The sequence below is a fragment of the Pseudundibacterium arcticum genome, assembly GCF_042646465.1.
GTDB classification, from domain to species: domain Bacteria; phylum Pseudomonadota; class Gammaproteobacteria; order Burkholderiales; family Burkholderiaceae_D; genus Undibacterium_A; species Undibacterium_A arcticum.
In genome coordinates, this window is sequence record NZ_JBHRTP010000002.1 from 1 (window position 1) to 12,242 (window position 12,242).

At 55.1% G+C, this 12,242-nt stretch carries 13 protein-coding genes and 1 pseudogene; 5 read left to right on the forward strand and 9 right to left on the reverse strand.

The genetic code is table 11. From position 1 onward, the window contains the following. Nucleotides 1-479: hypothetical protein (locus ACFOFO_RS00165; RefSeq protein WP_390330467.1), on the forward strand; the 479-nt coding region annotated here is incomplete at its 5' end. Nucleotides 480-573: 94 nt separating this feature from the next. Here ACFOFO_RS00165 and ACFOFO_RS00170 read toward each other — a convergent pair. Continuing rightward, complete coding sequence (locus tag ACFOFO_RS00170) at nt 574-1,770, reverse strand: tyrosine-type recombinase/integrase (RefSeq protein WP_390330469.1); 1,197 nt, start codon at nt 1,768-1,770, stop codon at nt 574-576. 718 nt (nt 1,771-2,488) lie between these two features. On the opposite strand from ACFOFO_RS00170, the gene ACFOFO_RS00180 reads away from it, so the two are divergent. From ACFOFO_RS00180 to ACFOFO_RS00190, 3 genes are all read left to right on the forward strand, one after another. Further along, a complete protein-coding gene (locus ACFOFO_RS00180; RefSeq protein WP_390324984.1) occupies nt 2,489-3,280 on the forward strand; it encodes a metallophosphoesterase in 792 nt (263 codons plus the stop codon). 183 nt (nt 3,281-3,463) lie between these two features. Then, a complete protein-coding gene (locus ACFOFO_RS00185; RefSeq protein ID WP_390330471.1) occupies nt 3,464-3,760 on the forward strand; it encodes a hypothetical protein in 297 nt (98 codons plus the stop codon). Then, entirely contained in the window at nt 3,738-4,055 is a 318-nt protein-coding gene (locus ACFOFO_RS00190; RefSeq protein ID WP_390324980.1) for an HAD domain-containing protein, read from the forward strand. Before ACFOFO_RS00185 ends, ACFOFO_RS00190 begins: the two co-directional genes overlap by 23 nt. A gap of 219 nt (nt 4,056-4,274) precedes the next feature. Here ACFOFO_RS00190 and ACFOFO_RS00195 read toward each other — a convergent pair whose 3' ends face one another. Next, nucleotides 4,275-5,870 (reverse strand): ATP-binding response regulator, encoded by a 1,596-nt coding sequence (locus ACFOFO_RS00195; protein ID WP_390324978.1) that lies wholly within the window; start codon nt 5,868-5,870, stop codon nt 4,275-4,277. A 573-nt stretch (nt 5,871-6,443) separates the two neighbouring features. Here ACFOFO_RS00195 and ACFOFO_RS00200 point away from each other — a divergent pair. Beyond that, nucleotides 6,444-6,680, forward strand: a pseudogene (locus ACFOFO_RS00200) (hypothetical protein); the annotation flags it as partial. Between the two features lie 454 nt (nt 6,681-7,134). On the opposite strand, the gene ACFOFO_RS00205 reads toward ACFOFO_RS00200, so the two are convergent. From ACFOFO_RS00205 to ACFOFO_RS00235, 7 genes are all read right to left on the reverse strand, one after another. Beyond that, nucleotides 7,135-7,449: a hypothetical protein gene (locus tag ACFOFO_RS00205; RefSeq protein WP_390330472.1), complete on the reverse strand. Its 315-nt coding sequence runs from the start codon at nt 7,447-7,449 to the stop codon at nt 7,135-7,137. Then, nucleotides 7,434-8,624 carry an ABC transporter substrate-binding protein gene (locus ACFOFO_RS00210; RefSeq protein ID WP_390330473.1) on the reverse strand — a complete coding sequence of 397 codons (1,191 nt, stop codon included), beginning with the start codon at nt 8,622-8,624 and terminating at the stop codon, nt 7,434-7,436. The genes ACFOFO_RS00205 and ACFOFO_RS00210 overlap by 16 nt, the downstream gene beginning before the upstream one ends. A gap of 91 nt (nt 8,625-8,715) precedes the next feature. Continuing rightward, the gene (locus tag ACFOFO_RS00215; protein ID WP_390330475.1) at nt 8,716-9,324 is read right to left on the reverse strand and encodes a glutathione S-transferase family protein; all 609 of its coding nucleotides are present in this window, start codon (nt 9,322-9,324) and stop codon (nt 8,716-8,718) included. Between the two features lie 74 nt (nt 9,325-9,398). After that, nucleotides 9,399-10,250: an S-formylglutathione hydrolase gene (gene fghA, locus ACFOFO_RS00220; RefSeq protein ID WP_390330477.1), complete on the reverse strand. Its 852-nt coding sequence runs from the start codon at nt 10,248-10,250 to the stop codon at nt 9,399-9,401. A gap of 12 nt (nt 10,251-10,262) precedes the next feature. After that, nucleotides 10,263-11,369 carry an S-(hydroxymethyl)glutathione dehydrogenase/class III alcohol dehydrogenase gene (locus ACFOFO_RS00225; protein ID WP_390324971.1) on the reverse strand — a complete coding sequence of 369 codons (1,107 nt, stop codon included), beginning with the start codon at nt 11,367-11,369 and terminating at the stop codon, nt 10,263-10,265. Between the two features lie 54 nt (nt 11,370-11,423). After that, the gene (locus ACFOFO_RS00230; RefSeq protein ID WP_390330479.1) at nt 11,424-11,762 is read right to left on the reverse strand and encodes a non-heme iron oxygenase ferredoxin subunit; all 339 of its coding nucleotides are present in this window, start codon (nt 11,760-11,762) and stop codon (nt 11,424-11,426) included. An 8-nt stretch (nt 11,763-11,770) separates the two neighbouring features. Further along, nucleotides 11,771-12,241, reverse strand: coding sequence for an aromatic-ring-hydroxylating dioxygenase subunit beta (locus ACFOFO_RS00235; RefSeq protein ID WP_390330481.1), 471 nt, complete (start codon nt 12,239-12,241; stop codon nt 11,771-11,773). Between the last annotated feature and the right edge of the window lies 1 nt (nt 12,242).

The following is a 12,242-nucleotide window of genomic DNA, read 5'->3' on the forward strand; positions in this document are numbered from 1 at the left end:
AAGTGTCCAGTTTGGCGTGGAATGCGTGTCCAGTTTGCGGCGGATTAGGCGTCCAGTTTGGCTGGATTACGCAGAGATACCTCTATGATGCCGGCGAAGCGGACCGATGGGACCAACTATGCAAACTGGCCAAGAGTGGCAAGTATCGACCTCAAAATGGCTTGTTGGTGCAGCTCTCCGACACGGTCTGGGAATCACGCAAAGCAAATAGATTAGTGCTTGAACATGAACTGTACGCTTCCTTCGTCTTCTTGTTACTACGGGCGCGGAAACACCATAGTCTACGGGCTGTCGTATGGCTCGATGCATCGCAGAAGCATGCATTGCTGCCAATTTGGGAAATTCGCGAAGCTAGTGATGGCCGTAAATTGTTCAATCTGCATTGCCGCGTCGACCGAGACGTTGTCGATCAACTACTGTATCGGCTCCAAGTGCCTGTACATGGTGATGGTCTTTTTCGGAGACCAAAACTGCGATAATTAATTGAGGAAAATACTGATGGCAAAATTCTTGAAGACGAGCGCTACTAATTACTTTCTTGAAGAAAGACAGAAGTTGGTTGGGCAACTCATGTCACCACTTGATGCGGTGTTTCTCCTCCGTCTCCTTATGCCGTTTGTCGTCCGATGAATGCAGGTAGTTGCTTGTCGTGCCGATCGATTCGTGTCCCAGGTTGTCACGGACGTGCCGCAGGTCGACATCGCTATTGGCCATGTGAGAACCGGCCGTGTGTCGCAGCCAATGGGCAGACGCCTGTTCTACACGATCCGCAATCGCTTGGAATTGCTCGCCGCGTTGTCTGAGCCGGATGGCAGTGTGCTCGAATACCTTCTTCACTATTGCATGCACAGCGCCGCGCGTCATTGGTTCTGTGCGACGGCCGATCGGCAAAAGGAGCGGAACGTCGTCGCCCGCTAACGGGAAGGATGCAAGGCCTTTTTCTCTGCGATAGCGCGCCAACTCGACCATCAGTTCATTGGTCGCCGGGACTATCCGCAACTTGTCGCCTTTGCCCAGGATCTCGAGCCACCAGCGCTCTTCACCAGCCTTGTCGCGCCGGCAGAAGAAGCTACCCATCGTGTTGCCGACCACTTCCGAGATGCGCAATCCGCACAGGTACAGCAGAGAAAATAGCCACCGTCCGCGATAGTAATGCTCGCGTTCGCGATCCGATTCCTTCGGCATCAAGTCGATCGTCATTTTCACTTCGTTCCATAAGTCCTCTTCGAGGTAACGGGTGATGCGTGGCTTCGCCTTGCGGGCGCGCTGGCGCGACAGCGACAGTGGATTGCCGGCGAGGTAGCCGGCATTGACCAGCCACGAGAACAGCGTGTTGAGAATGATGATCGCCTGGCGCTGGCTGGCAGGGGAGAGGGGGCCGGCAAACGGCCGCCACTCTGGATGTGCGCGCGCGAACTTACGGCCATCGCACATCACCCAGAGCTTTGCCGGCTGCGGATCCGACAGAAACCGTTGATAGACCAGCAGGTCTTCATGCGTGAGCGACGACAGCGGTTTGCCGAGCTGGACGGTCGACCAGAGCAGCAAGCGTTCGGCTTCCTTGCGGTAATTGTCGAACGTGGTCTTGGTATCGAGGAAGCGCGCGAGCCATGCCTTGATCGCATCGACATCGTAGTCGGCGGCGATTTGCGGGCGATTGCCGGTGGCGCGGTTGGTGCCATCCCGGCCATCGATGTGGGAGGGCAGTTGGACGCTTTCGATCGTCGCGAGCGCGGGAGGCATATCGGGGTGCAGATTGGCAGAAGGCATGATGAGTGCTGACGCATCTAGAATTGGCACATCCCGATGATACTCGACATTATGGCAATAATGTCATTTACTGCCTAGGCCAAATCGCGCAAGTAGGGGGTTAACTTGAAACCGTTCCATGAGTATCCGTTAGAGTTGGGTTCCGAGGGGTTTCTCTGGGTGTCGCCGTCCTGGTTATCCCAGCAGATTTTGTACTATTCATCAGAACCGGCGAACGGGCAAGGTGCTCCCGTTTTAAGAGCGGTCACTCGATATTAAGGAATCGCTGCTTTCGATGTCTCGAATGAGTTGGTTCTTCCCCAACCTCAGGCGTCGCTCCCGTGGTGCATGTGGCCCAAGCTACCCAATGTCGTCCTATTCTTACGCGAGTGATACCATGCAGGAATTCACTTTTTTCTTGGCTTGGAACCATACTCGGCCAGATATTTGTTGGCTAACGCCGGTTGCGCGCTACCGGCCTGCAGGTCGAATTGGAGGAACTACTGGATGTCCCGGTAGACTTGTTGACGCCCGGCGATCTTCCGCCTGAGATCCGTGACTACGTCCTTGCTGAGGCCCGCCCTGTATGAGTGAGAACTCGCTACCGAAGGTCCTGCGACCAACCGCAGCCAGCGAGCTGCATTGTCAGCCCTCGGTATCGTCGGCCAGGCGGCAACCGAGTTGCGCAACGACTGGGTTGATTGCCTCGGCCAGTTTTCCTTAACCTGAGTATCGAACGATGAAAATTCAGATCGCCTCCGATTTGCACCTTGAATTTCTGATGCAATCGCATGCCGATTATCGGATCATCGACAAGACTGATGCCGATGTACTGGTCCTGGCCGGTGATATCCACAACCGCACCAAAGCGATCGAGGCATTTCGCGATTGGCCGGTGCCGGTGGTCTACGTGCATGGCAATCACGAGTTTTATGGTCAGAATTTGCTCAAGGTGCAGGATGCGTTACGGGTAACGGCCGCCGGCACCAATGTCCACTATCTTGAGAATGACGAATATGTCTTGAATGGCGTGCGCTTTCTGGGGTGCTGCCTATGGACCGACTACGAATTGACAGGTGACCGGCCCGGCGCGATGTTTGAAGCCCGATATGGAATGCGAGACCACGAGGTCATCCGCGTCGCGGATGGCAAGCGATTCATGCCCAGCCACGCTCTGGCGCTACACAAACAGTCGCGGAAATGGTTGGCACAAAAACTGGATGAGCCGTTTCCTGGTCAAACGGTGGTTGTCACCCACCATGGGCCACATCCCGCCTCGATCGACGAAAAATTTGCCGGCAACCCTGCGAACCCGGCATTCTACAGTGACCTGACGCCCCTCATGGGAAAAGCCGCACTATGGATTCACGGACACAGCCACGCGAGTTCTCGCTACAACGTCGCGGGGACCACCGTTATCGCCAATCCGTGCGGCTATCCCGAAAACAAGCGTTTCAAGGATCCTCAATACGTCACGTTTGAAAATGCCGATTTCGACAGGGCTCTTGTGTTTGATTTGCCGCTAGTATGAAATATTTTTGTCGATACTGAATTTAGCGGCTTTTTTGATGGCGTAGACCTGATTTCGATCGGCCTCGTATCATCGGACGGCCGAGCGTTTTATGGCGAAGTGCTTGATTTCGATCGCTCGAGGTGCTCAGACTTTGTTCGTGAAACAGCCTTGCCGTTACTGGGTAAGCGCCCTGGGACTGCAATGTCACTATGGCGGCTCAGCCAAGCAGTTTTCGAGTGGTTAGAACAGTTTGCCGATGATGGGCCGACTATCTGCTTTGATTACCCTGGCGATTGGGACCACCTTTGGGATCTTCTCGATCGTGATATGCCGGCCTGGTTAAAGCGCAGAAATATCCGCGGAAATCTGGGGAGCGATCTCTTTGCTCAATATTTTCTGGTCACCGGGCTTGAGCCGCACCATGCCCTAAACGACGCCCAGCGAATCGATTCCCTTTCAGGGAAATGGGACCTTCATGATCCTGTTCCTGGATTTTGATGGTGTACTGCACCGCTTTGGTGATCGCATTGCAGATTACTGCCGGTTTCTGCCGCGGCTTGAAGCGGAGTTGCGGGATTACCCGGACGTGAAAATTGCCGTTTCCAGTGACTGGCGCAAACACCACACCCTGGAAGAACTGAAGGGGTTCTTTTCTGCGGACATCGGCAAGAGTGACGCCGAATTTACAGTCCGAAATGAACCCGCTGGATCAGACCGGCGTCAGGTATTACGAGGCCGTGGCTTGGATGATGGGGAATGGCTTTACCGGGCCCTGGATTGCGCTAGACGATGATCCCTGGAACTGGCTGACCGACGATCCTCATTTCATTTTCTGCGACGATGGCTTTGATGAGACTGAAGAACTGGCATTAAGACGTCATTTGCAGGCCAACGCTATTATTAACAAATAATGAGCACGATCTATTTTTGTGGTGACCCACATGGTCGCTTCGATCATATCCTGGGGGCGGTTGATTCATATCGGCCGGATGCCGTCATTCTGCTGGGAGACTCATTGGCGCTGATTCACCTGCGCGAATTCCAGTGCCAGGTTCAGTGCGTCCATGAATTCATCGAGCTTGATTGGCTTGGTCACATAACGGAAGAATCCTGCCTTCATGCCCTTCGCGATGTCGCGTGGCATCGCATTTGCACTGAGGGCAATCACCGGGATGTGCGCCGTTGCCGGGTCGTCGCGCAGAATTTTCAGCGCGTCGGTGCCGCTGATGTCCGGCAGATTGATGTCCATCACGATCACCTCCGGCTGCGCGGTGCGTGCCAGCGCGATGCCGAGCTTCCCATTCACCGCGGTCAGCAGGCGCATCTCGGTGTGGCGTGCGATGAGTTGTTCGACCAGTTCCAGGTTCGCCGGGTTGTCCTCGACATAGAGCAAGGTATGCGGCGACGCACCGTCCTGAACTTGCGCTTTGGCAAGCACGGCGGGTTCGGGGCCGCCCGCGGCGACTCGCGGTGCGGCCGCCGAGCGTAGTTCGAACCAGAACACGCTTCCCGCGCCGACGGTGCTTTCTGCGCCGATCGCGCCCCCCATCAGTTCCACCAGCCGCTTGGCCACCACGAGGCCGATGCCGGTGCCTTCCTCGGCGCCGGCTTCTTGTCCGAGACGATTGAAGGGCTGAAACAGCTGCGCCAGTTTGTCCGGCGGCAATCCCGGGCCGCCATCCCTGACGTTGACGCGCATGCGTTCCGCTGTGTTTGCGCTGCACGTCACTTCGACCGATCCCTGTTCGCGGTTGTATTTGATCGCGTTGGACAGCAGGTTGATCAGGATCTGCTTGACCCGGGTCCGGTCGCCATGGACGAAGCAAGGGAGGTCGAACCGGGGAAAGCTCATGCGCATGCCCCGCTGTTGCGCCTGCGGCTCAATCATCTCTTGGCATTCGCGCATGACTTCGGCCAGCGACACCGATTCCTGCGATAGTGACACCTGGCCGGACTCGATCTTTGCGAGATCGAGCACTTCATTGATCAGCTCCAGCAGATGCCATCCGGCCCGGAGAATCTGGTCGATGCTGGCCTGCTGCGAGGGCGTCGGCGGCGGGGAATCGGACGCCATCAGCTGGGCGAAACCGAGGATCGCATTCAGCGGACTGCGCAGCTCATGGCTCATGCCGGAAAGGAAATCCGATTTCGCGCGGTTCGCACTTTCGGCCGCGGCCTGCGCCTGCTTTTGGTCCTCGATGTCGGTGCTGGTCCCAACCCATTTGACGATATGTCCATTGGCGTCTTTAATGGGTACTCCCCGGGCAAGTTGCCATCGATACACGTCATCGGAGGCTCTTTTGAAGCGGAGTTCACCTTCAAAAGCTTCACCTCTCTCTAATCCTCTCGCCCTGTGATCAATCCAATGTTGCAAATCATCCGGGTGAATTAATAGACTCCTCCAATCCCCTCTTTGGGATTGCTCCAACGTGAGTCCGGTATAGGTGATCCAGCGTTGGTTGCAGTACTCGAACGTGCCGTCCGGACTGGCTGTCCACACGAGTTGGGGGATTGCATCGGCAAGCGATCTAAAGCGTCGTTCACCCTCGTCAATTTCGCTGTCGAAAGAAGGCGAGTTTCCCGGCGGATTGGTATGTTGTTTGCGCATGTTCGGCTGCCTGAATAAGCGTAAATACTTCTTTTTGGCACCGCCCCCACGCTTTGCGGGTCGAGGTCCACTGACCTAGGCGACGTCCAGTTCCATCAACCCCGGCAAACGGAATTGCTCATCCCGTTCACCGATCATCGGATCTTGCAATAGTGTGTGCCACGATCTAGGAAACGTAAAGAAGCACAGCGGCAAAAATATTATGCCCAACTCGTCCATCGGTTATCCATGCGCCAACGCCATGCGAACGTCAACAAACAATGCGGTACCACGCGACATCATCGTCATCGAGTTGCTTCATGGCTTCGCCACGATGGATCAAGTAGTTGAGGTGGGCGATGCTTTCTCCAGTTGCCAGGCCGAGCGCGTCCGCGTTTGGCAACGGCATTCAGCCGACTTGCGGACCAAGAAAGCGGCAGGCTCATGAGACGGACCTCTGTAATGCGGTACCCAACCCCGCGGATATCAGCGTGATTCACCGTCGAGATTTACTGCTACGCCACCTTCAGGAAATTCTATATTGCCTATGAGAAAAATGAGAAACCGAAAACCATCCTATTGACAACGGAAGTTGGCGATGCATATGTGCGCACCTTGCTGATACACGGCGCCCGCAGCGCGTTGCGGTGTTCTGGCGAGAAGCCGGACAAACTGTTGCACTGGGCGGTAAAGCTGGCCGAACGCAGCGGCGTCAAAGTGGCTGCGGTTGCATTAGCCAACAAGATGGCACGGGTGATATGGGCGTTGTTGGCGCACGGCCGTGAATATGTTCCGGTCCGGTCGAAAAGCATGGCCAAACCGGGTCATTGAAATGTTGGGCGATGTGCAGTATTGATTAACAGAAGTGCTATTTTTTGGAGTAAAACCCACCAAGTTTGCGAAGGTAAAGAAAGATAGATGCCCAACAGGTCGCCCATAGAAAGGCCACGCCCATAGAAAGGCCACGGTCAAGAGACAATGCATTTCCAGCGCAAGAAAAATCTTGTATGCGATACAAATCACGCCATTCGACGAGGTGAACCATAACAACGCACCCAGTTTTTCATTCTTTCGGCTGGCGGAGCTGATCCGCATCAGTCACCCATCGGAATCAAGGTGAATGCCAATCTTCCGACATCCACCCTGGCCTGGCGCCAGGTCCCAGAAAAACGTTGGTACCAAGCCGATGTCCATGGGGTATGTATCAGAACGATGGCTGCCGATGCTCCGGTGCCAACCTCAGGTCGGCTCATGGCTTGGGCGTATCAGTGATCTCTCGCTTTAGTCATGATGGAACGTGCGTCGCCAATCCTAGCTGTGCGACCCCGGCATCGCCTAATTTGTAAATCTGATCGCTCAGAAGCCGTGTTCCCAGATGCCGTGCCATCAAGCTTTCGATACTCAAAATATTCTGCGTGCGTTGCTGCACGAGTTGAAGACGCTTGCGTGATAAATCGCGCAATCCGCGTTCTTCGACCGGATAAATATAGCCTTCCGGTAACAGCCCGAGGCGATAGACATGTGCTAAAAATGGCGCCGTATTTGAGAATACGGCGCCGTCTTCAAGCAAGCCACAGACCATCGTTACTGAACGAGCCAAACCTTGCCGTTTTCGATTTTCACGAGATAGGTATTCGGCGTGCTTTGGCCGCTCTCTTTACCCTGCGGCCCTACCTTCTTGAAGGCGATCTTGCCGGTGAGGCCGGTCAACTCGGTTTTCCAGAGCGCATCGCGGATTTTCTCCGGATCCGGGCTGCCAGCCTTCGCGATTGCCACCACGATAGTGCGAATCCCATCGTAGCCACGGAAACCTTCGGTCAGGCCAGCACCGTCATAGCCGCGCTTATTCCATTCGGCGATAAAGGCTTTGGCAGCCACCGGATCGGCGGATGCCTCAGGAAACCACGGCGCAAACATCATGTTATGCATCGAGCCATTCGCCGCAGAGCCGGCGTGTTCGATCAACTGGTTCGGGCTTTGGGACCCACCCAGCGTAATGATCCGGCGTTTGAGCCCGAGGGACTGCGCCTGCTTCAGGACCAGTGTCAATTGCTCGACAGCGGTTGTAACGAACAGTGTCTCGCTATCGGTGCCTTTGAGCGTCGAAAGCTGGGATGTCATATCTTGCGCCGCTGCATCCATGGTCAGCACGCGTCCGATCGTGACGCCTTTCCCCTTCAGCATGGCCTGGAATGCTTCGGCAGAGCCTCGCCCCCAGTCATTGTTCACAACAAGCATGTCGGCTTTGCGGATGTTCAGCGGGGTGACATGCCTAGCAAAGCTGACGGCTTCCATGCCATTGGTCGGGCAGATTCTGAAGACATACGGGTTGCCCGATGTCGTGATCTTGTCTGCGCCCGAAGTCTCGACCAGCATGGGTATCTTGTATTCCATCAGCTTCGGCATTACTGCGAGCGTATAGGTGGAACTCCATGCCCCTAGCATGACGGGGACCTTGTCGCGAACAATCAGCTTTTCCGCAGCGTTAGCCGCTTCAGTAGGATTGCTCTTGTTGTCTTCGATAACAAGTTCAATCTTGCTGCCGTTGATGCCGCCCTTCGCATTGATTTCATCCGCCGCGATCCTTGCGCCATTGGTGACGAAATTCCCGGATGCCGCGACCGCCCCGGTCAATGGCTGGTTCACCCCGATCTTTATGACGTCTGCAGCTTGCGCTTCAGCAGCGAAAGCAAGGCAAACTGCCGCCGTGGCAAGAGTAAGCTTGAAAATTGCGTGTCTCATCTTTCTCTCCTTTTTACGTTGCGCCGTACACAAGGTCGGCGAATATAAACTTACTTATTCAGCAACAACATGGTTGAACCTGACAATAGCTTCCTCCAGCTTGAAGGAAGCTGTATCCGGAAATTTAAGCTTGCGCTGGAATTCCTGGCATTGGAATAAAGCCTGGAAGCGCTTTTACACGGGCTATCCATTCGAGTATGTTCGGGTAAGGCTTGAGGTCAATTCCCCCTTCGCCAGCCAACGCGGTATAAGGGAAGCAGGCGATGTCACCGATGGTCGGATGATCCAGCTCCAGCCATTTGCGCGTCGCAAGATGATCGTCGAGTATTTTGAATACACGGTTGGCGCCCGCTTGCAACTTATCCAGATCGAGCGGATAGTTCAGTATCTTGACAAGCCGCGCTCCTGCCGAATTCATTATCTCGCCGCCACCGGTCGCTAACCACTGATTGATGCGGCCCATGGATTCAGCATCGTTTGGATACCATTGATTGTCCTTGTCGTATTTCCTGGCGATGTAAACCATAATGGCTTGTGCATCACGCAAGCGCAGACCGGCGTCCTCGAAAATCGGAATCTCGCCGAACGCATTGAGTGCGGCGTATTTTTCGTTTTTATGTTCCTTGTTCACGAAGTCCACATTCACCGCTTCGTACTCGATGCCGAGCATATTGAGAAGCAGGCGAATTTTATAGCAGCTGCCGGAGAGTTCGAAGTCATATAGCTTAATCATTGGTCAATCCTTTAGTGTGGAAGTGTGGAAATAACGGCTTTTGAAAAATGGAATGGAAGCGGTCAACATGACGACTAAGCATTCCCATTCAGTCTTCGATCGTGAAATCGAATGTGCTCTTCGACGAAGGTCGAAATAAAGTAGTACCCATGGTCGTAACCGGCATGCCGATGTAATTCCAAAGGTTGTTGTGCCTTTTTGCAGGCTTCTTCAAAGGTCTCGGGGAACAATTGATCCGCGAGGAATTTGTCATTCAAGCCCTGGTCAATCCGAATACCGCCCGGAAAGGGCGGCGCCTGCCTGCTTGCCATGAGTGCGCTGGCATCGTATTGCAGCCAGGATTTGCTGTCGTCTCCCAGATACGCGGAGAACGCCTTTTTGCCCCATGGGCATTTGGCCGGTGCGCATATCGGCGCGAATGCCGATACCGATCGGAAAAGCTCAGGATTGCGCAGCGCCAGGACCAGTGCGCCATGCCCGCCCATCGAGTGTCCGAAAATACCGATGCGAGCAGGATCCACGGGAAATTCCTGAACGGTCGCCGCGTACAGTTCCAGAATGTAGCTGTACATCCGGTACTGCATACGCCACGCGGCTTCTGTCGCATCGACATAGAAACCGGCGCCAACGCCGAGATCCCAGCTGTCATCTTCACCCGCAACGCCCGCATTGCGCGGACTGGTGTCCGGGGCAATCAGGATCATGCCTGCGCTCGCGGCGCTGCGTTGCGCACCCGCCTTGATCATGAACGTCTCTTCGGTGCAGGTAAGTCCAGCCAAATACAACAGGGCGGGGACCTTGCCGGCGTTTGCCTGGGGCGGCAAGAATACCGAGAAACGCATAGGCAAGCCGATCTCTTTAGAGTGATGGCTGTAGAAACGCTGCATTCCCCCGAAGCATGCGTGTTCGCTGAGCAGTTCAAGCATGGTCGGGGCCGATCAATAGAGCACAACGGAGCGGATCGATTCGCCGCTTTTCATGAGATCGAAACCTTCATTGATTCTTTCCAGCGGCAGCGTATGGGTAATCAAATCGTCGATATTCAACTTGCCGTCCATGTACCAGTCAACGATCTTCGGCACATCGGTACGCCCTCGCGCACCGCCGAAAGCCGATCCTTTCCATTCACGGCCAGTGACAAGCTGAAACGGGCGGGTGCTGATCTCTTGTCCAGCGGCCGCCACGCCAATGATGAATGATTGACCCCAGCCCTTGTGACAACATTCAAGCGCCTGGCGCATGGTGGTGGTATTGCCTATGCATTCAAAGGAATAATCAGCGCCGCCATCGGTCAGTTGAGTGATGTGATCAACAACATTGTCGACTTCTTTCGGGTTGACGAAATGGGTCATGCCGAATTTGCGTGCCATTTCTATACGCCCTGGATTGATATCGACGCCGATGATCTTGTCCGCGCCCACCATCCTGGCGCCCTGGATGACATTGAGCCCGATGCCGCCGAGGCCGAATACCACCACATTGGCGCCCGCTTCCACTTTGGCGGAAAACACCACGGCGCCAACGCCGGTCGTCACGCCGCAACCGATGTAGCAGGCCTTATCGAACGGCGCATCCTCGCGGATTTTGGCCAGGGCGATCTCCGGCACCACGATGTAATTGGAGAAGGTGGATGTCCCCATGTAGTGATAAATCGGCTTGCCATCGATTGAGAAGCGCGATGTCGCATCCGGCATCAAGCCTCGGCCCTGGGTTGAACGAATGGCTTGACAGAGATTGGTCTTGCGCGACAGGCAAAATTTGCATTGGCGGCATTCCGGCGTATACAGCGGAATGACATGATCGTCTTTTTTAAGCGAGCTAACGCCGGGGCCGACCTCAATCACCACGCCGGCGCCTTCATGCCCCAGGATAGAGGGAAAGATGCCTTCTGGATCGGCGCCCGACAGCGTGTAGTAATCGGTGTGGCAAATGCCGGTAGCCTTGATCTCAACCAGCACTTCACCAGCTCTCGGTCCTGCCAGGTCGACCTCTTCAATCGTCAGCGGTGCTCCAGCCTTCCATGCAATTGCGGCTTTCGTTTTCATAAGCTTATTCCAGCAAAAAAATAAAAATTTATTTGGCAACCCGGTATGGCGGGATCATTGGGCCTGGCCCAGCATCACAAACACATCTTTCCCAACAATTTTCACGGGATAGACCGGCAAGGCCTGGGTAACGGGCCGACACATGGCCTTTCCGGTGCGTATATCGAAGCGGCCCTGGTGCAGCGGGCATTCGATCTCGCAGCCATCGAGATAGCCTTCCGACAGATGTGCATGCTCGTGGGTGCAAATATCATGCGTCGCATATACCTCGCCCTCGACCTTATAGAGCGCAATACGTTGTCCGCCCGCGCTCGCGGCGATGACTTCGCCTTCCGCAAGGTCGGCTATGCCCGCTGCCCGCTGCCACTCCGAATCCAGATTTTCGATAGACATGCGGCACCTCAGATCGGGTAAATTATGGAGTTCGGCACCAGCTCGCTATCGAAAACGCAGATGCGCTGCCGGAACTTTAGTCGCCCGTTTTCTCTGACGATGGTATCGATGTAACGGCCGGCGTTGAAGACTTCGGAAAAAGAATCCAGTTTGGTCCGGATCACCAGGTAGTTCGCTTCCGAAACGATGACCCCGTCGCTTTCGCTGATGATCTTCGGAATGCCGACAATATGCCGCTGGAAGTACGGCGCATGAAAAATCGTCTGCGTGACGCCGTAGACACGGTCCTTGAGCATGGCCTTGCTCTCCAGCGCCAGCGCTGACATCGGCAATCCCGCTTCGAAGTTTTCGCGTGAAACATTCCGGTACAGGCATTCGTCCGTAAAAAACTCCGGCCATTCTTCATAGCAGCTGTCGTCGACGCACCGGGTGTAGTCAGCGTACAAGTCCTGGATGGCGAAACGTGTTGTTGTATCCATG